The sequence below is a fragment of the Coleofasciculus sp. genome, from assembly GCF_046565525.1.
Taxonomy (GTDB): domain Bacteria; phylum Cyanobacteriota; class Cyanobacteriia; order Cyanobacteriales; family Coleofasciculaceae; genus Coleofasciculus.
Genome location: NZ_JBKHUP010000030.1, coordinates 49,733 through 69,835 on the forward strand (window position 1 = coordinate 49,733; position 20,103 = coordinate 69,835).

Below are 20,103 nucleotides of genomic sequence, written 5' to 3' on the forward strand. Positions count from 1 at the left end.
TCCTTGACTACCAGCCATCTGCTTCCGCACTGGATTCATGCCAAACCTCGACATCCAAGTCCGAAAGGTAGATTAAGGCACTGTCAATTTGCTTAGCAGTACCCTGAAGTCTTAGGTCAAACCAACCATCTCCTTTTGCATTCCCTCCTAACAAGGCGGCATTAATCGTAATGTTTAATCCTTGTTGGGAAATTAGATTTGAGAGGAGGGGTTCCTGATGATATATCTGAGGAATGCGGACTCGGACACGAGTGTGAGTGAGTCTGTGGTTCTCAGAACTATTGTCTGAGTTAATTGGAGTGGTGTAAGTGTTGTGAGTCATTGGAGTCGGTGGGCTTTAGGGGTTATTCTTTCTATTTGGATTGAGCTAGTTTTGCTTGCATTTTGTCGAAGGCGGCACCATCTTCAAAAAATTTGGCTTGAATTTGATCCCAGCCGCCCAAATCTTTCGCCGTGAACAGATTTTCGACAGTAGGATATTTACTGGCAAACTCTTGAGCAACAGTTTCATCTATAGGACGGAAGCCGATTTTGGCAAATTCTCGCTGTGCTTCTGGAGTAAATAGAAATTTAACAAAGGCTTCGGCGATTTCGCGAGTCCCATGTTCATCTACATTGGCATCAACAACAGCGACGGGATTATCGATAGAAATGTTATAGTCCGTGGGAATAATAAAGGGGTGATTATCTCCCTGTTCCCTGGCGAGAAGGACTTCGTTTTCATAATTAATTAATACATTACCCTGACCTTGTTTAAAGAATACATCACTGGCTTCGCGAGCGTCTTTTGGCAAAACGGGGACATTTTTATAGACGCTTTCGACAAAGGTTTCGGCGTCCTTGTCGCTACCCCCGGCTTGGGTAATCACTCCCCATAGCGCCAGATAATTCCATCTGGCTCCCCCAGAGGTTTTGGGATTGGCGGTGATGACTTTGACGCCATCTTTCGTCAAATCAGACCATTGAGTCACGTTTACTTTCTCATCCCGTGTGACCAGAGCCGCCACCGATGTATGAACGATGGAATCATTGGGAAATTCTTGTTCCCAACCCGGCTCAATGAGTCCGGCTTTTTCAATCTTTTGCGTATCCAAAGCTAGAGCTAAGGCGACAACATCGGCTTCTAAGCCATCAATGACGGCGCGAGTTTGGGAGCCTGATCCGCCATAACTTTGGTCAAAGGTGACGGTTTGACCGGTCTTGGCTTTCCACTGTTCAACAAATTGGGGAATGATTTGTTCATAGGCTTTCTGGGTTACCGCATAGGATACCAGGGTTAACTTGACGGGACTGTCGGCGTCAGCGGTGTTACTGGGGGGATTGGAACAAGCTGCGATCGCGCTACTCATGGCTACCCCTGCTAGCACTAGAGCCATGAACCGTTGACGCGATCGCCAGAGGTGCTGAGTGGATTGGGTTCTCATAATGTAAAACTCCTATAACGAATCCGTAATTTTCGCTTTAATGTGCCTGCATTTTAATTCTAGTTGAATCTTAATTCATTTGCAATACATGTTTGATTTAAATTGACCGTGACCAGCGGTTAAAACCTTTATTGATACCCTTTTCACCAGCATTGGCAACAGGCGCAACACTAAGACTGGGTTACGCGATCGCGACACCTCACCCCCCTGTGGCTATCTCTGCGGCGGTGTGCTAGTCATTCCCATCACTTAGTGTGGCATTTTGTTATAAAAAGTAGTTTTTTAGGCTATATCGCACTACTTGCCCGTTTATCTTACCAGGGGGTTTGGGGGAGTTGTAAGACCCACGCTGTAATTTTATTCAGCGTTGGGATATACAACTCCCCCAAGTTAATTTAGGTGGATCGCTGTCACCTAAATTAACATTTAACGGTGTTGCGTTAGCCTGTAAATGTTTTATAATCAGTTCATGCACCAATAAACACCGATGCTGACACTTAACTATCGCTACCGCATCTATCCAGACGTCAATCAACAGTTTATCCTGCTTGATTGGATGGAGATTTGCCGGAAAGCGTACAACTACGCTCTTAGGCAAATCAAAGATTGGTGCAATAGTAGAAAGTGTATAATCGATAGATGCTCTATCGAAAAAGAGTACATCATCCCGGCTGATGCTCTGTTCCCCAACGAAACCAGTCAGCTTAATAAGTTGCCCAAGGCAAAGAAGGAATTCCCTCGATTGAGCGAAGTTCCTTCTCAGGTTCTCCAGCAAGCTATTAAACAACTGCACACGGCTTGGAAACACTTCCAACACAGAGGGTTTGGTTTTCCCAGATTCAAAAAGGTTGGGCAGTTCAAATCGTTACTGTTTCCTCAGTTCAAGGAAAATCCGGTAACAAAGGAGCATATCAAGCTACCCAAGCTGGGGATAATCCCAATTAATCTGCACCGTCCTATCCCCTCTGGATTCACGGTGAAACAGGTTCGTATTATCAAGAAAGCCGATAAATGGTACGCATCTATCAATATTCAGTGTGATGTCTCTGTCCCAGACCATAAACCACATGGGTATCCCATCGGTGTTGATATTGGGTTAGAGAAGTTTTTAGCAACTTCTGAAGGCACTCTTGTAAGACCTCCCAGGTTTTTTGCCGAGCTACAAGGCAAGTTGAAATTACTGCAACGCAGGCTAAGCAGGAAACAAAAGAGGTCAAAAAATTACGAGAAAGCCCGAATTAAGGTGGCTCTATTACACCACAAAATCGACAACACTCGCAAAGACTTCCATTTCAAACAAGCTCATGCCTTGTGCGATGAGGGTGACATGATCTTCATGGAAGACATTGATTACCGCATCACCGCTAAAGGGTTCCTGGGAAAACAGATGTTAGATGGTGGCTTTGGTCAGTTCCGTGCCATCACTGAGTACATCTGCTTCAAACGTGGAAAGTTCTTTGCTGTTGTCGATGCTAGAGGCACATCAGGGGAGTGTCCTAATTGTGGTGGTGAAGTCAAAAAAGACCTGAGTGTAAGGATTCATCAATGTCCGAATTGTAACTATACGACGGACAGAGATGTTGCCAGTGGTCAGGTGATTAGAAATCGAGGGATAACCCTCATTAGTACTGTCGGGCAGACAGGAATGGAAACTGCCTGTGAAGTCGGTCTACTGGGGACGAAGGGAACTTCGTCTAGGCAAGTGGCGAAACCCCGTAAGGGAACAAGCAGGAAAGCTAAGTCGTGAGGCTTGGAAGCCTACACCGTAATCTTGATTCGGTGTAGGAGGATGTCACGTTGTTCCCATTTGGCTGAATTAGTTAGACAATTAATCAAGCAGCAATAGTTCTAAACTCTAAAATCCAAGCTTCAAAATCTAAAAGCTACCCTGATTATCCCCAGGTTTAGAGGTAGAGTATTGGCATAATTGTCTACCAAAGGAGATTAGTTATGGTCGTGACTCGCGAAGTCATTATTCCCACGGGTATGGAAATCCTCTATGAAAAGTATCACTATTGTCCGGGTATTAGAATCGGAAATACCGTTTATGTCTCCGGTCAAGTGGGTCGCGACGAAAATTTACAGGTGGTTGAGGGGATAGAAGCTCAGTTTGTCCAGGCGTTTGAAAATGTCAATAAAGTTCTTTTAACCGCAGGCGTAACCTTTGAGGATGTTGTAAAAATGGTGACCTATCATGTCACAACTCCCGCTTCGGTTCCAGGATCACAACCACTAACAATTCCCCATTTGTCGCTGTTTATGGACGTAAAAGATCGCTATTTCATTGAGAAATATCCGACTTGGACAAAGGTGGGTGTAACGGCTTTGTCTGAGCCGGGACTCATTGTGGAAATAAAATGTACAGCACTGCGATGAAATAAATTTAATAAAAGTCAAGTGTTGTGTAGGGGCGGGTTTTACGATTATCCTTTTTGACTTCACAGGAGATGCAACTAAACCCGCCCCAATTCTGGACAATCATTAACAAGAGAACTCCCCTATTTCTACAGCGTTTTCAAACTCGAGGTGATACACCCTTTCCAAGAGTAGAAAAGCACTATCTCATAGTTACTGTACTACACCGTGTTGGTGGGCGCGGTGGGCGCACGTCGGTGCGCCCCTACGGGTTCTGGGTATAAAACTAAGCTATCAAATTAGATTAAACACGCCCTGACTTTCTGCCCAGAAACCTTATTAACTATCCCAGGGAAATAATTTAATCAAAATTGATTTCACAACCCCAGAACTTCCCAGGATTTTTCGACGACTTCATCGGGATCAAAAGGCTTAGTCATATACAAATCTGCGCCGACTTGTTGACCTTTTTCTTTGTCAAATTCTTGCCCCTTTGCGGTTAGCATAATAATATAGACATCTTTGATATCCAGGTTATTTTTAACCGCATAACAAACATCAAAACCATTCATTTTAGGCATCATCACATCCAGGAAAACTAGATCAGGTTTTTCAGTCTTAATGGTTTCAATCGCCTCTTCCCCATTTTCAGCAATCAGGATTTCTACCCCTTCGTCTTCCAACTCTTCTAAGGTTTGTGCCATTAACAGGCGAATGTGTGGTTCGTCATCAACAATCAAGACTTTTTTGTTCATATTAATAGATCACTTCAAACACATCTACGGGTTTTTTCTTGCCCTTAACTTGAACCGTGCCAACTTCCTTAAACTTAAACAGATTATGGGTAACTTCATAGACACTGCGACACACCAAAATTTGTTCCCCTTTGGCAATTGATTGTAAGCGAGAGGCAATATTGACCTTATCACCAATGGCGGTATAGTCCATGTGCTGAGGAGAGCCAACATTACCGACAATCACTTCCCCAGAACTGATACCAATTCCGGTGATAAAATTTTGTCGAATCCAATGGACAGGGATTTTTTTAATCCGCTTTTGCATTTCAATCGCCGTTTTAATCGCGCCTTGCTCACTATAAACTAAACGAGAGGGAGCGCCAAACATTGCCACAATCATATCACCCACAAACTTATTTACAGTTCCGCCATGGCTAAAAATTACATCAACCATGTGGGTAAAATACTCATTCAAGTATTCGACAATTAATTCCGGAGGTAATTCTTCGCATTTAGTGGTGAAATTTCTAATATCTGAAAATAAAATAGCAATATCTCGTTTAGCTGGCTCGAAGGAAAAATCATCTTTTTCTTCCAAAATTGCCTCAACTACTTTAGCGGATACATAACGTTCAAGATTACTTTTGATCCGCTCTTCTTTTAGTTTTTGTTCATGCAAAATCGCATTTTCAATGGCAGATGCTGCTTGGGAGGCGAGGGCAGTCAATAGCTTTAAATCAGCCGCCGTATAGTTAATCGGCTCTTGATGACTAATATTAATCACTCCAATTATACCATCTTTAGTTTTTAATGGAGCGCAAATTAGAGAATAAATTTGATTATAACCTTCAATAAATCGAATATCCGATTGTACATTATTAATAATTTCAGCTTTACCCGTCAAGATTAAATGACCCGCGATTCCTTTTCCCAAAGCCAAGGGTGCTTTTGGGTCATATTCTTGACCAATGGCGGCGATTAACTCAAACTCACTCGTGTCGGAATTTAATAACATAAGTGAACCACTGGTAGCTTTAATTAATCGGGTGGCTTCATCAATAATCAGATTAGCAACTTGTTTGAGATCGAGGCAAGCTGTTAACCGCCCTGAGATATTATAAAGCAAGTTAATTTCTTTATATTTATCCAAGGTTTCCCTTGCCAACATTTTTTCCTGAAGCTCTTTATTGGCAATATAACTCAGTAGAGATGCCAAAGATGATGCTTTTTCGCTACCTCTGATCCAACCAATAATATCATTAGCAAGTTTTACCGGATAGCTTTCCAGTTTCTCTTGGGTTGCTTCACCGAAAAGGAGACGACCTTGGGTATCCTGAATCAGAATGGGTGTCTCCATGACAGAACTCATCTCTTTGAGCAGAGATAAAACATCTTTTTTATTCAGCAACTTCTTTAGACTGATAGTAACCATCGGGTTTTTCATTCGCTAATAGGAGAAAAAAGACATTCTCCAGACCTTTCTCAAATCGCAGGGTTTTAACAATATTATATCGTTCAGATAGCTCAGAATTCACAATGATCATATCTGGCTTGACTGCAATGGCTTTTTCTTTAAAATCCTCTCCCTCAAAGACTTCAATCACATTATATCCTCGGGTGGTTAAAATATCAGCTAGAGTTTTAACAGTGGAGATATTTTCATCAATCACTAATATTTTCTTTTTTGAACTTCCTTGAGCGATTAAACAGTCAATTTCCTGAAGCAACTGTTCTGATTCAAACGGTTTAGTGATATATTTATCTATTCCTAACCGATATCCTCGTTCGTGGTCTTCAATAATGGATAAAATAATAATTGGAATATCCATTGTTGATGGGTCATTTTTTAATACGGCGGCAACATCAAAGCCATTCATTTCCGGCATCATTACATCTAGGGTGATAAGATCGGGTCGTTCTTGCTTGATGAGTTTGATCGCTTCTAGACCATCTTTTGCTTCTCGGACTTGATATCCCCGTGACTCTAGTTCTTGTCGCAAGAGTTGACGAATTAATGCTTCATTATCGACAACGAGTACAGTTTTATTAGCAGTGTTTTTAGTTGATGAGGGTTGGGTGGTGACGGTGCGTTGAAGCTGCTTAACTAACGTATCCATATCCATCATATTCACTTGAACGGGTAAATCAGTATGGATAGGAAGTGTAAAAGAAAACTTACTTCCTTTTTTTAGCTCACTTTCAACCCAAATTCTGCCGCCATGATGTTCGACAATTTGCTTGCAAATGGGTAATCCTAGACCTGTTCCTTTAGGCTTGTCAGTTAGTGTATCGCCGACTTGCTTAAATTTTTCAAATACTTTAGGCTGATCGGCAGGAGAAATACCCATACCCGTGTCAATAACACTAATAATAATTTCACTATGCCTTTTTCTAGCACGGCAAGTTATCGAACCTTTTTCAGTAAATTTAACAGCATTAGAAATTAAATTAATGAGGACTTGAATCAGTCTGTCTTTGTCTCCAGAAATTTCCGGTAAATTGCTATCTACATTTTTAATAAATTGTATTTGTTTATCCTCAAATAAAGAGCTTGTCGCGGCTACTGCCCGTTCAATGATATCTTTGACTGATAACGGCTGCATGTTCCAATCAACTTTTCCTGCCTCCATTTTGGCAATATCAAGAACATCATTAATTAATGCGGTCAATCGTTCTCCTTCAGATACAATAATATTCACATTATCTTTCACTTGGCGAACCGTGCGCTGAATTTTCTTATTTTCGGTCTGGATTTGGGGAAAAATTACATCTTCAAGTTTTTTCTTGATAATTTTAGTAAATCCCAGTACAGAAGTCAGCGGTGTTCTCAGTTCATGGGAAACGGTAGAGATAAAATCCGTTTTCATCTGATCCACTTCTTTTTCAACAGTGATATCTCGGATCATAATAACCGATCCAAGAAACTCCTCAACTGCACCATCAGCCGAGGACACTTTATCAATAGCCGTGGCTACAGCTTTACCGACACGTCCCTCCGCAAGCTCAATTTCTGCGGTAAAGACTTCCCGATGGTGGTTCTGGGTTTGGGTAATTAATTCCACTAACTTACGGCTTAATACATCTTGACCATTTTTATCTGTAATATCGAGTTCTCCTAACCCTAACATTCTTAAGAGAGCGGGATTAAACTGGGATATTTTTCCTTGGGTATCGGTAACGAGTAAACCATCGACTAAATTATTAATAATCGCCGTTAAATGAGCGGTTCGTTCTTCGACTCTACCTTCGAGAATTTGATTAATACTTTCAACCCGCTGCCGGGTATCGGCTTCGGTTTTTTGTAAGCGCTTCGCTTCCGATTCGGCTTGTTTTAAGAATTGCTCACGGACGTAAACTTTAATCGCCATTGAGTTAAATAGATTGGCTAAACGTCCTAACTCATCTTTCCGAGTATCATCCAGTTGAATATTCAAATCGCCAGCAGCAATTCGTTCAGTTGCTCCCATCAACTCAATTAAGGGATCAGTAACTTGGCGACGCAGGACAAAATAGAGGACTAATAGTTCAATGACAAGTGCTAAAATTCCTAACCCCAGAATAAATCCGGCTGTGTTCCAGGCTGGCTTGGCTAAGATTGACTGGGGGAAAACGGTGACTAAATACCAATCTGGTTCATCAATTTTGGCGATAGCCAAGTACTCATTATCTTTGCTATTTTCAATGATAACTTGATTGGAGTTTATATGTTTTACCAATTGAAAAATACGCTGTAAATGAGTGTCATCGGATTCTAAAACATTGAAGTTTCCTTTTGTTTGTTTGATTTCATCAATTTTATCTGGATGAAGAATCAGACGACCGTCCCCGCTAAAAAGGATATTATAACCGCCCTCAATGTTATCCTCAATCAGGCGCTCCATCAGTTGATTTAGAGTCACATCATGTCCAATTGTGGCGATATGTTCACCGTCTAAGTTAACAGGCGTTTTCACAGAGACGAGCCAATCTTTAGCCTGAGGATCGTAGTAAAGTCCTGTCCATACCGTCTTTGACTCTGCATTCGGTTGCGTTTTGCCATGATAGGCTTTTTCCTCGTCTTGCAGATTGAGCTCAGTAGAAGCTCGTTGCACCCAAGGCGTTCTGGGCCAATAGATCGCGATAATATTATCAGGGCTGGTAATATAAGTATTAATAAAACGATGATGCCATACTGCGCCATAAGTTGTGGTTAAGTTGTAAAAGGCAAGAACTCGCTGTCGAACCTCGGCGTCGATGACCAGGTTTTTATCAATATAAACCCCCGCCTGCTCAAGGGTGTCAAACTTCTCCGGAGGCTGATCTGGAGGTCGATTGCGGATAACACCATCAGACCACTGGACGAAGAGCTGATTAAATTCACTGTAGGAGTTAGAAGTCGGTTCTTGAAGTTGTTTTATTAATTCTTGCTTGAGGAGAGTATGATTGTCTACAGCGATAGAAGATAGAATACGTTCCCGTTCCCCTCGTTCCTCTACATATTTTTTGACCCGTTCTAATGCTTCCGCTTCAAGAAATGATAAAGTGTGAAAGTAACTCCAAGTCGTTAATACAACGATAACTCCAGCCATCCTCAATGCTACATTAACCAGGGTTCGCCGGGTGATAGATTGTTGCCTGAAAAAGATAGGGAAAGCCATTTTAAAATTAGGTAAAAGTTTAAGACGGACAGTTCTGATGTTGATGAGAGAGATGGCAAAAGTGAGGCAGAAGGGAGCAGAGGGAGCAGAGGGAGCAGAGGGAGCAGAGGGAGCAGAGGGAGCAGAGGCGTAGAGATTTAACCGGATTTTTCACGACTTTGGATATATTTTCATTTGGGATTTCGCCCTGCTCCTTAAGTTAGCAATTTACTGAATAAGATTTTGATATTTTTTAGAAAGAATTTTTAACAAGAAAGAATCAGGAAAATTTATTAACATCTACATCATCTCGATGAAATATCCGGATGCGTGACCTGTTCAATCTATTTCACTCTCGTCATCGCTAAAACATGGGTCAGCTAAGACGCAGGTCAATTACGTATTGCCAATTCCCTGTTCCCTGACAACCCCTCAGATGAGCTGAACTGAGGACGTGTCCCCATGTCGTGGGTTAAATTAAGGAATAGAAGATTGGACGACTAACAACGACGGCTGCCGAACTGGGCGCAAGACTACTATGAAACGCTATTTATCCCGCCAAGTCTTATTTATACTCCTCGCGATCGCAGGAATTGTCTCACCTACCTCTGTCTCCCATTCCCAGAGTGATTTGCCCTGCTACTTAGAAGACAGCAATGGCAATGTCATTGATCTGGGTCACCTGTGTGGTAGTGGTAGCGGTACACCTTCGGTGATTCAAGTTCCCATCAAACGCCGGATGTCTGGGATTCCGGTCGTTGATGTCCAATTTAATGGCAACCGCCGCTTTGAAATGCTCTTCGATACAGGTGCTTCCGGGATTGCGATTACCCCCCCAATGGCACAAGTCTTAAACGTTAAGCCACAAGGCGTCGTCACCACCTCCACTGCGGGTGGTCAAGTTGAAGTTCCGCGAGGTCGCGTTAATTCTGTCGCCGTCGGGGGTATTGAAGTCACGAACCCGGAGGTGACGATTAATCAATACCTCGATATCGGACTATTAGGACAAGGATTTTTTGGTATCTATGATGTGACCATTAAAGAAAATGTCATCGAACTTAGATATCGGTAGAGAGGAGTTTTGAGTTTTGATCCTCCCCTTGGCTCAAGGACATGGTTTGTAGGAGTGGGTTTAGGGACTTTATGCTTGGCTATTGAGGTAAATTTTGGACAAAACCTGCCCTAACCAAGTTTTGAGTGCGATAATTATTTAACAAATGACCAATGACAAAGGACTAATGACCGATGATGTGGCAATCTTTCTGGAGTCGTAGCGTCTGGATTGCATTATTGAGTACATTAACCCTACTCAATAGTGCATGTAGTAAGAGTGAGGCGGAGAGTGTTTCGAGTCCTACTCCGACTCAAGCCGCCAGTCCGGTTTCCACCTCTTCTGCTTCTGTCTCCCCAAAACCGCAAGCGTCAAAACCCCTACCGCCCCCACCTCCTGAATCGGACACCTATGAAGAAGCCGTTGATGTAGCAACAAGTGCGGTTACGATCAGTCAATCGGCGGTGAGTCGGGAGGATTGGAAATTAGTGGCGAATCGTTGGGAAGAAGCGATTCAGTTATTAAAAGCTGTACCGGCTTCGAGTAAAAACCACTCAACCGCCCAACAAAAGCTATCTCAATACCAGAACCTGCTAGCGGATGCCAAACAGCGCTCCACACCGCCACCGCCTAAACCGAAACAAGGTGATAGTAGTCCCCAGTTTTTCTCAGTGCCGATTAAAAGCAAACTTCGGAATATTCCAATTATCGAAGTGACCTTTAATGACAAGCGGCAATTTAGCATGCTGTTTGATACAGGGGCGACTAATACCCTCATCACCCAAGAGATCGCGTCCACGTTGAATTTAAAACCTGTCGGGATCACTGAGATAAGTGTAGCAGACGGTGCGACTGTCCCAATGGCAGTAGCGATCCTGGAGTCCATGGAAGTTGATGGTCGCCTGAAACGAAAGATCGAGGTCGTGATCGCACCGCCATCAATGCCTGTTGGACTCTTGGGACAAGACTTCTTTGACGGCTATGACATTACGATCAAAGATGAGGTGATTGAATTTCGCAAACGTTCATAATTTTTTATGATTGATGACTTACAGCGCTTTTCAAGTAAGTGAGGTACACAAACAGCTCCCCGACTTCTTCAAGAATTCGGGGATCTTGCTTAGATGACTGTACCTCATCAACCACCAAATCTGCTGTATGACTTATCCAGAATTCCTAATTAATTTCTGGCTAAACAAATAAACTTCATCCTGCTGATAAGTTAATTGAAACGTGGGTGTATTTTGTAACCGTTCTAACAAATAGTTGACCACCTCTGGACTACTTGCCCAACCCGGATGACGCCTATTCAATACTACATAATCAAATTCCCCTAACTCAGTCGTTTCTGCACCAGCTATCGCCAGCTTAACCACAGGGCGGTGGGTTAAATGGGGAGCAACTTGGGCAGGAACTAAAACAGCACCCTTGGTCTGAATTTGAGCAATTGCTTCCCTTGTGGCTTGCCAAGTATCGATGGATTCCAAATATATCGACCCAAAATAACCAAATTTTGCTAATCCTAAAAACGCAACGAATGCCCAAATAATCATGCCTCGTTTGTGGCGTAACCATCCCTTTCCGGCTGCTAATGTGGAAATAACGGCTAATAAGAGAAAAGGCAGTGCAGGTAGAGAGTATTGATGAACTAAATCTTTTTGAGGTTGGTAGTCGGTAATCAGGTTAATCACCAACGTGGGGACTGCACCGACTAAAGGAGTTAGATGCTGGGGTGAAAGTCCCCACATCAAGGGTAAGAACAGTAAAGCCAAATATTCCAAGTTGGGTAAGGTAAAAATTCTACCCAGTATTAACCCTGGCTTGAGGAGCAGATTTTTGGCGATTTCTAGAACAGAGTCTCCTAAAAAAGCATAGCGCCAGACAGCCTCAACGCCATCGGGTCTAAAGGCGGGAATAATCACCTGAGTAGCAATCAAAAACCAGGCAATTCCTGCCACTAAAGCCATCCCACCACACCACCGCTTTTTCTCAAAAACTAACAACCAAAACCCCATGGCGGCTACAGTGAGGGATAAAGCATCCCGACAAGCCAAAATCAAAAGAATTGCCCCACAAAACCAACCCTTCTGATTCAGCCGTGCCGCCAAAACTGCACCTAAAAAAGCGGGCAAGGCGATGACTTCTGCATGGAAATCAAATAGATTGAGATTAAAAATTAACGGATACAGGAGATAGACGATTGCCATTGCTGTTGCTTGTGACTCCTTTAACCCCGCTTGACGGGCGAGATAAAAAGTTGGTAAAGCACCGACGGTTAAAGCAATGGCTTGCACCGCAAACAGCCAATGAACATCGGGATGGATTTTGTACAGCAAAGCGAGTCCATAGAGAATCCAATCCGCGTGACCGCCCATAAAATGGTAACCCCAGAAGGAAACAACGGGGGTTTGTCTTTGGCTAATCAGGTAAGCCGCCTGGTCAAAATACCCCAAATCAAAAGCAGAGGATTGAAATAGGGCGTGCCGTAAGCTGCTGCATATCAATAAGATTAAAGCACTTACCGCGATCGCCAACCTAACCGTATCAAGCGACCTACCTGTTGCCATACTACTCCCAGGGAGTTAGAGTTTGCTTCTCCACTATTCCCCTAGAAGGGCAGGTTTCGTCAAGTTATCGAACTTAGCGGTAAAATCCGCCCTGACATCCCATAGCCTACACCCTAAACCCTGCCTACTATTCAAGTCGCTTTCCCATCCCTTCAGATGACTCAAAATCCTCTGAATAGGAGTAATCCCGTCTGAAATAGTCCGATAATTACACCCAAAATCCCGCCTAAATTAACAATCGCTTGTAATTCATTTTTGACAATCACTTTAACGGCAACTTCCAAGGATTCCGGCGACGTACCTCTTACCCGCTCAACAATAACCTGATCAATTGATAAAATTGGAATAATCTCAGTCACCAATTTTTCTAAATCTTCTTCTAGATAACGCTCCAAAACTAATGCCAGTTCTTGACTAATCAGTTCCATTGAGCTAGTCATAATCGCCGACTCTCGCAATCGATTTAAGATTAATACCGCCACCTTTTCCCAGTCAATGGATTGACTTATACCCTGCAAAAAGTCGCTGCCCCGCTCTCGAATATAAGTGCGAACAGCATCTCGCATCGTTTTGCGTAACTGTCGCACCGTAGACACGGGCAAATTTTGTAGAGATAGACTTTGCAGCCATAACTGTAACCGCTCACGGGCGCCCAAAGCCGTCAACAATTCTCCCAGACGCGCATTGCTTTCCTCTTTCTCGTCTAAGCAATAGGTTCGCAAACGGGTTAGAGTATTGCGTAGCCCAAATAAATTGGCGACAATCCAATAAGTGCCGCTTGTCTTCTCGCGAAACCCTTCATCAATGACTTGGATATTGCGATCCGTTAAGAAATCAATAATCCCTTGACGCAAAACATCAGGGGGTAATGCCACTTGGATAATCCACTGCGAAAGCTGTTGCGCTTGTTGATCATTCAGTTGAAACTCCAGCAAAATCTGGTCAAAAATTTGGTTAAGCTGGGCTTCTAAAAAATCCTCTCGACGGGATAAAACTTTCAGCAAGCGTGGTAGGGATTCTCCCAATAAGTCGTGGAGGATAGCCGCGAGAATCTTAGCCGTTTTCTGTTCCTTATCCAACTGGACTTGTTCCAAAGTCAGATTGAGCATCCACAGAATTGCCCCACGCACCCGTTCCCGATGCAGTAGACGCCGTGCTAGTCGTTGCATCTCCGAAGGGGTTAACAAAGAACCCATAATTGTATCGGCTACCCGTTTCGCCAAGCGTTCCTGGTTATGGGGAATTAAACCGGGTGTAAATGGCAACCGCCGCTTACCGATATAAATAGGGCGGTAGGGACGGAATAGCATTTTGATGGCTAAATCATTGGTGAAATAGCCAATAATTCCCCCTGCGATTGGAGGCAACAATAGCAGCCACAGGTTCGATAAATTCAAAACAGCAATCGGCGTAATACAGAACGGTTGACACTCCTACGGCGATAGAGCGCGTGGGATTCTGTATTCAACGTCAAAACTTGCTCTACCAGGCTTGCACCAAGTAGCGTAGAGGTTCCAACTCCTACAGCGTGACTTTGGGGATGCCCTCCCCTAGATTTTGCTTTGAGCAAAATGTTTATAGCCGCATTCCAATCTCTTTGCAGAATCAATCCACACTTACAAACGTGGGTTCTTGTGCTGAGAGATTTTTTCACAATCACTTTGCATTGACTGCATTCAACAGATGTGTATTGAGGTGGAACAGCAACAGCCAATCTTCCAAACTTGATGGCAAAGTGTTCAATCCACTGCCTAAATTGATACCAGCTAGCATCAGCAATTGACTTAGCCAGACAGTGATTTTTGAGCATATTGGCAACCCTCAAGTCTAGCCTTCGGCAAGCCGCTGGCGCGTCTACATAGGCTACTAAGTCGTTAGACTTGCAAACGTGAAGCGCTAGTCTTTTAGCGTGTTCGGTACGTTGCCTACTTACTCTTAAGTGTTTTCTGGAATACTGAGCTACTGCTTTACGGCGACCTGATGAACCCTTTTTCTTCTTGTAGATGGCTCGTTGGCTGTGCTTGATAGCAGTTTCCGCCTTACGCAGAAACTTTGGGTTAGGTTCCTGGTGTCCGTTTGAGTCAGTATAGAAAGACTCCAACCCGACATCGAGCCCAATTTCTTGACCTGTTGGCGGTTGAATATCAAGACACTCAACGTCAACAGCAAATTGACAGTAATACCCGTCAGCCCGACGCACAAGCCTAACCCGCTTAATGGACTTGACTGGATACTGATGGATATCCCATTTACCCAATAGCTTGAGTTCACCAATTCCCTTTTTATCGGTAATAGCGATACGGCGTTTTGTTGGATGAAGTTTCCAGCCGCTAGTTTTATACTCAACTGAGCGGTTATCGCGCTGAAACCTCGGATATCCTTTTTTGCCAGCTTTTTTAGACTTGCAGTTATCGTAAAACCGAGAGATGGCTTGCCATCCCCGTTCTGCTGATGCCTGTACAGCCATTGAGTTAAGGTCTTTGACAAAGGAGAATTCCTGGCGTAGTGCTGTTGAATACTTATTCAAGGCAAAACGGTCAATTTTGGCGTCTTTTGGCCCATCAATCCAATAACGAATTGCTTTGTTACGGATGAACTGCACCGTTGTGATGGCTTCATCAATAGCTTTGTCTTGCTGCGGCTTTGCTTTGATTTTGTATTCAAGAACTAGCATTGAATCGACCTCTCAATGTGCTTTTTCCATTATAGTAGATGTGTGTGTAATCAATTGTGTGTACTGATGAAAACACAAAGACTAGATATCAGATTAACTAAGTATGAAATGCGACAACTAAAGGAAGAGGCTACCAGGCGGGGAATGAGCAAGTCTGAGTTGATCACAAGCTTGATAGCTCGTTTAAGAGCACCTTTGTAATTTGGTCATCGCTTTTGCCTCCGATGACCCGCCTCATATCCCACGCTTAAAAGACGTGGGTTTTACGGCGCTTCTATAATCCCCAATCCCTGATCCCCATTTTAGGCTCTACAGCTCAATGGGCGGATAAAAAAGCTAAATGACACCCCACACCTCCAACTCTGCCTAGGTTTCAAGCAGCTTACCCGCCCCATCAAGACTCTCCGGTTTCGTGATAACCAAAACGCCCATCATCCCCCCAGCGATGGGATAGTGAGTGGCGTGGGCAAATCCAGCCTGGTGGGCAAGTTTAACTTGCTGCTTTCCGTTAGGAAATCGCTCTAAGCTGGGAGTGATGTAGGCATATTCTTGTTCTAAGCCCAAGGATTTGGCACGGGGTACGACAATTGTGTCTAGATACCATTGCTGAAACTGACGCAGGGGTGAGTGTTGGGGACGATGAAAGTCTAAGATAGCCGCCTTCGCACCCGGTTTGAGGACTCGGTACAGTTGTCGCAAACAACGGGGAATATCGGTAACGTTCCGCAAACCATACCCCATGGTGGCGCCGTGGAAAAAATTATCCTCGAAGGGTAAATCTAGAGCATCTGCTTCAATCCAGTGGATGGTTAAGGGGGGATAATGATGGGTAACTCTAGCTTTAGCGATCGCGAGTAGCCCAGGAGAAAAATCAACCCCATACACCTGACCCGTTGCACCCACGTATCGGGCTAAAAGTTCAGCTAAATCGCCACTACCACAGCATAAATCCAAACCAATCTCACCGGGCTTTAGGTCACACCACTTTACCGCCATCCGTTTCCAGATCCGGTGTTGACCCAAACTTAACCACTGGTTGAGTTGGTCGTAAACCGGGGCGATGCGATCAAATAAATGGCGGATCTCTGATGGGGAATGGTCATTTGTCATGGGTCATTTGTCCAAATAATTCTCGCACTCAGTCGGTTTAGTGACATCCGGGTGAGACAAAAAAGATCATGGTGAAACCCGCCCCTATAACCTTCAAAACTCAAAACTCAACGACTTGTCGCGATCGCTAAACCCACCTGCTGGGCTGATAGGTGGATGAGTTTTAGCTCATCTTCACTCAGTTTACACGCCTGTTCTCGCCATTGGAGTGAGAGTAGCCCTAGAAGTTCGCTGCGGTGGATAATCGGAATCAGCAGGTGGGCTTGAATGCCGATATCCTGATAATAGTCTGTGGCAACTTTTGGAGTTGCACCAGGGGCGTTGATCCAGACTTGTAGCTGGTGGTTGGCGATCGCGTCTGGCAAGAGGGGATCGGAGTTTAGGGGGTTGACAGGAAATGCCTCTTTGGTGTAATAACCTTGCAAATCCATCAAGCGATCGCCCTCTACAAGTTGCAGGATACAGACATCTGTGCCAAAGCTGTCGCTAAATACTTGGGCGATTTGGGGCAAGCTGGTTTCTAGGCTATCTGATCTTTGTGCCATCTGCACCAGAGTTTCCATCAGTGCCATTTGAGCATGAGCTCGCTGCAATTCCTCGGTGCGTTGCTTCAGGAGTTCGTAAGTTTGAACTGCCCGTTCCACAACGGTTTTGAGTTCATTCGGGTCCCACGGCTTGGTGATATAGCGGTAGACTTGTCCGGCATTAATGGCTTCGACTAAGTCTTCGACATCCGTAAACCCGGTTAAGATAATCCGCATGGTATCAGGAAACTGGGGGACGGTTTTGCTCAAAAACTCCGTTCCCTTCATTTCTGGCATCCGCTGATCAGAAATAATCACGGCGACTTCTCCCTGATTAGCCAGAATAGAGAGGGCTTGAGCGCCACTTTCGGCTCTGAATACACTAAACTGACGCCGGAAGGTGCGGTAGAGGAGATCCAGGTTATCGGGTTCATCATCTACCACAAGCATTTTAGGTTTTTGCGATCGCTCCAAACTCATGAACTGACGAGTGATACTATCAAAATTAGGGTTCACCTTGTCCATAACACTACAACAAACTCCAAGTGTGAGTTTGAACGGGCGAGCCACAAGGGGAAGGCGATTTTTGCTTTTAGAGCTGCCCAATGATGTAAACTGTTCTAACTCGAATGTCAATGACTTAAGGGTTTATCGTCAGGAGGCGAGGGTTTCTAGAAAACTCTGTACCGACGACAAACTCATGTTAGGTCAATGCCATTTACGTTTATTTTTTTTATCTGCCCCTAGCTCAATATTAATTGGTTCGAGAAATTCAAGACATCTGGTAACTCAAAAACACGGCAACTTCTTCTTCCCATCATGACTGAAATATCACCCGCAAATCCTCACCATAACCCTCAAGCTAACTCAGAGACAGTAGATGCTGATGCACTGATTCAGTTGCTCAGGCGCAAAGAACGTAACTGGGTGGAGTGGGGAAAAGCTTGTCAACAACTCCAAAGCGCTGGCTATAGCTCCCAAGCCCTTTTTGAACAAACGGGCTTTGAGCCAATCCAACAGAATCAAGTCATTGTAGCATTTCAGGTCTATGAAACGTTAGTCAAAGCTGGGGTATCGGAGGCGGTGCGATCGCGCTTTGAACGGACAGGGAGCGATATCCTATATGAGTTGCGGATTCTCACTCAACCGGAACGGGCTGCAGCGGCTGAGTTTATTGTTGCTAGAAATCTGGATTCTGATGGCGCCCGTGAGGTGGCAAAAGCGATGAAAGAGTTATCGCGTCGCCGTAACCCACCCGAAGGATTTTCTAACCATCCTGGTGATGCTGTGGCGTACCAATACTGGAAACTTGCCCAACAACAGCAGAATTTACAGGAACGCTCGCGGTTAGTTGCACGGGGGTTAATGTTTGCTCATAGCCAATCCTCGCGTCAAGAAATTGAGCAGTTACTCACAGAACCCTTTGGGGGTAGCCGCCGTCGGGCACCCCGTTTGCCTTTCTATCGCGTCGAAGATAGTGAACAGTTACCGCGACTGCTCTCCTTGGTGGGTCAATTTCCGGTAACCACCGCCGAGTTCCAGCAAGTGGAGGCGGTTGAGACAAAGGGAGCTTTTCATATTATGGACGCTTCCCATCAGCAACAGATTGTCGCCATTCCTGGTTGGCAAATCGTCTCAAAGGCACAAGAACCTGTAGCAATTTTGTGTAACAGCACTCAGCTTCCCAAGCAAGAGAATGAAAAATCAGAAGCGGTGTTGCTCATTGTTGACCGAAAAAACACACAATGGGATGCCGATAGTTATTTTATGGTCGATCAATCGGGAACCTTAGCGATCGAGTGGTTTTCTGAACAGCCCGATATACCGTTATTGGGACAGATAATTCTCGTGTTGCGTCCTAAGAAAATTCTCGATGAACCCTTGAGTCGGGATCTGTGGCAAATTGATGAATGAAGGTTTAAGGGGGTGTAGGGTGTAGGGGGGAGTGATCGGTATCACCGATCTACCGGAGAATTATCACGTTATGTTGGTGAATTTTGAGGAATATTAACTTAACTTGACTTGATCGATGTTGTGCTGCAGTTGTCTATGCAATCTCCTATTCTTCTTCCGGGCGCTCTCTCGGAACTCTTTGCACAAGCGACCAGTTCTGGCTACATGACGAAAGCTGACCGTTACGGACTGATGGCAGCGATTTTAGGTGAAGAGCTCACCACAGAGGACAAATGTGTCATCGATCGCTTACTGCGGGCGGTACGGCGAGGACGGCTGCATTTGGCAGATGAACTGTCTGCTGTGCTGACGGATTCCCAGGTACCGTTCTCGGCGATGATTTTAGCTGGCGGAAAAAGTTCTCGCATGGGTCAGGACAAAGCCTTGATTCCTATTCAAGGTATGCCGTTACTGAGACAGGTTTGTACAATTGCCCTTAAATGTACTCGTGAAGTTTTTGTGGTCACTCCTTGGCCCGAACGATATCGGGAAATTTTGCCGAAAAATTGTCATCTCATCCAAGAAATGCTCCTGCTAGGAGAGGCTCAATCCCACGGTCCTTTGGTCGGCTTTGCTCAAGGATTGACTCAAGTGAAAAGGGATTGGGTTCTTTTACTTGCCTGTGACTTGCCCCAACTTCAAGTTGATGTTTTGCAAGGTTGGGTCACTGACTTGACAAATACTCCCAAAGATGCAATTGCTTTGCTGCCCCGAAGTCCCAAAGGGTGGGAACCTCTGTGCGGTTTTTACCGACGCCGATGTTTACCCCAATTGATTGAGTATATTAATCAAGGAGGGCGCTCCTTTCAAAAATGGCTCGCACAGCATCCCGTTCAGGAACTTCCGGTTCGCGATCGCCATGTTTTATTTAACTGTAATACACCAGAAGATCTGAAAATTGTGAATTAAGGGAACAGGGAACTCTCATACCCCCTTGACAAATTGCGTACAAGTTTAACTTGTCACCAATGGACTCCTCCAGTAATAAAACCTCTCAACCTGCGCTTATGGAGCTTTATAGGGTAGCGATGGTGAAAACCTCTGCGTTTTAACCAGAGGATGAAACTTTCGCGTTGCGTTCAGCAAAGCGAC

The 20,103-nt window shown here is 44.4% G+C and carries 16 protein-coding genes; 6 read left to right on the plus strand and 10 right to left on the minus strand.

Annotation, left to right across the window (positions count from 1 at the left end; all coding sequences use genetic code 11):
- Positions 1-7: 7 nt before the first annotated feature.
- Together ACLGGO_RS13015 and ACLGGO_RS13020 are read right to left on the minus strand one after the other, a co-directional pair.
- Complete coding sequence (locus ACLGGO_RS13015) at positions 8-322, minus strand: NIL domain-containing protein (protein ID WP_446360918.1); 315 nt, start codon at positions 320-322, stop codon at positions 8-10.
- A gap of 31 nt (positions 323-353) precedes the next feature.
- Complete coding sequence (locus tag ACLGGO_RS13020) at positions 354-1,424, minus strand: sulfate ABC transporter substrate-binding protein (RefSeq protein WP_446419627.1); 1,071 nt, start codon at positions 1,422-1,424, stop codon at positions 354-356.
- Positions 1,425-1,911: 487 nt separating this feature from the next.
- On the opposite strand from ACLGGO_RS13020, the gene ACLGGO_RS13025 reads away from it, so the two are divergent.
- Together ACLGGO_RS13025 and ACLGGO_RS13030 are read left to right on the plus strand one after the other, a co-directional pair.
- Complete coding sequence (locus ACLGGO_RS13025; RefSeq protein WP_446419628.1) at positions 1,912-3,171, plus strand: RNA-guided endonuclease InsQ/TnpB family protein; 1,260 nt, start codon at positions 1,912-1,914, stop codon at positions 3,169-3,171.
- A 203-nt stretch (positions 3,172-3,374) separates the two neighbouring features.
- On the plus strand, positions 3,375-3,800 hold the full coding sequence (locus tag ACLGGO_RS13030; RefSeq protein WP_446419629.1) for a RidA family protein: 426 nt from the start codon (positions 3,375-3,377) through the stop codon (positions 3,798-3,800).
- Between the two features lie 356 nt (positions 3,801-4,156).
- Here ACLGGO_RS13030 and ACLGGO_RS13035 read toward each other — a convergent pair whose 3' ends face one another.
- The 3 genes from ACLGGO_RS13035 to ACLGGO_RS13045 are packed head-to-tail and all read right to left on the minus strand — an operon-like array spanning position 4,157 to position 9,084.
- Positions 4,157-4,534 (minus strand): response regulator transcription factor, encoded by a 378-nt coding sequence (locus tag ACLGGO_RS13035; protein ID WP_446337122.1) that lies wholly within the window; start codon positions 4,532-4,534, stop codon positions 4,157-4,159.
- Position 4,535: 1 nt separating this feature from the next.
- Entirely contained in the window at positions 4,536-5,948 is a 1,413-nt protein-coding gene (locus tag ACLGGO_RS13040; protein WP_446337121.1) for an adenylate/guanylate cyclase domain-containing protein, read from the minus strand.
- Positions 5,914-9,084 carry a response regulator gene (locus tag ACLGGO_RS13045; RefSeq protein WP_446419630.1) on the minus strand — a complete coding sequence of 1,057 codons (3,171 nt, stop codon included), beginning with the start codon at positions 9,082-9,084 and terminating at the stop codon, positions 5,914-5,916. Before ACLGGO_RS13045 ends, ACLGGO_RS13040 begins: the two co-directional genes overlap by 35 nt.
- A gap of 586 nt (positions 9,085-9,670) precedes the next feature.
- On the opposite strand from ACLGGO_RS13045, the gene ACLGGO_RS13050 reads away from it, so the two are divergent.
- Together ACLGGO_RS13050 and ACLGGO_RS13055 are read left to right on the plus strand one after the other, a co-directional pair.
- Entirely contained in the window at positions 9,671-10,204 is a 534-nt protein-coding gene (locus ACLGGO_RS13050; RefSeq protein WP_446419631.1) for a retropepsin-like aspartic protease family protein, read from the plus strand.
- A gap of 173 nt (positions 10,205-10,377) precedes the next feature.
- Entirely contained in the window at positions 10,378-11,214 is an 837-nt protein-coding gene (locus tag ACLGGO_RS13055) for a retropepsin-like aspartic protease family protein (RefSeq protein WP_446419632.1), read from the plus strand.
- A 132-nt stretch (positions 11,215-11,346) separates the two neighbouring features.
- On the opposite strand, the gene ACLGGO_RS13060 is transcribed toward ACLGGO_RS13055, so the two are convergent.
- The 5 genes from ACLGGO_RS13060 to ACLGGO_RS13080 form a co-directional block, all read right to left on the minus strand.
- Positions 11,347-12,750 carry a DUF2079 domain-containing protein gene (locus tag ACLGGO_RS13060; RefSeq protein WP_446419633.1) on the minus strand — a complete coding sequence of 468 codons (1,404 nt, stop codon included), beginning with the start codon at positions 12,748-12,750 and terminating at the stop codon, positions 11,347-11,349.
- A gap of 161 nt (positions 12,751-12,911) precedes the next feature.
- Complete coding sequence (locus tag ACLGGO_RS13065) at positions 12,912-14,147, minus strand: DUF445 domain-containing protein (RefSeq protein WP_446419634.1); 1,236 nt, start codon at positions 14,145-14,147, stop codon at positions 12,912-12,914.
- Positions 14,144-15,424, minus strand: coding sequence for an RNA-guided endonuclease InsQ/TnpB family protein (locus tag ACLGGO_RS13070; protein ID WP_446419635.1), 1,281 nt, complete (start codon positions 15,422-15,424; stop codon positions 14,144-14,146). Before ACLGGO_RS13070 ends, ACLGGO_RS13065 begins: the two co-directional genes overlap by 4 nt.
- 366 nt (positions 15,425-15,790) lie before the next feature.
- On the minus strand, positions 15,791-16,534 hold the full coding sequence (gene ubiE / locus ACLGGO_RS13075) for a bifunctional demethylmenaquinone methyltransferase/2-methoxy-6-polyprenyl-1,4-benzoquinol methylase UbiE (protein ID WP_446419636.1): 744 nt from the start codon (positions 16,532-16,534) through the stop codon (positions 15,791-15,793).
- Between the two features lie 107 nt (positions 16,535-16,641).
- Positions 16,642-17,583, minus strand: coding sequence for a response regulator (locus tag ACLGGO_RS13080; protein WP_446337113.1), 942 nt, complete (start codon positions 17,581-17,583; stop codon positions 16,642-16,644).
- Positions 17,584-17,877: 294 nt separating this feature from the next.
- On the opposite strand from ACLGGO_RS13080, the gene ACLGGO_RS13085 reads away from it, so the two are divergent.
- A complete protein-coding gene (locus ACLGGO_RS13085; RefSeq protein ID WP_446337112.1) occupies positions 17,878-18,972 on the plus strand; it encodes a RuBisCO accumulation factor 1 in 1,095 nt (364 codons plus the stop codon).
- A gap of 345 nt (positions 18,973-19,317) precedes the next feature.
- The gene (locus tag ACLGGO_RS13090; RefSeq protein ID WP_446419637.1) at positions 19,318-19,920 is read left to right on the plus strand and encodes a molybdenum cofactor guanylyltransferase; all 603 of its coding nucleotides are present in this window, start codon (positions 19,318-19,320) and stop codon (positions 19,918-19,920) included.
- Positions 19,921-20,103: the final 183 nt, after the last annotated feature.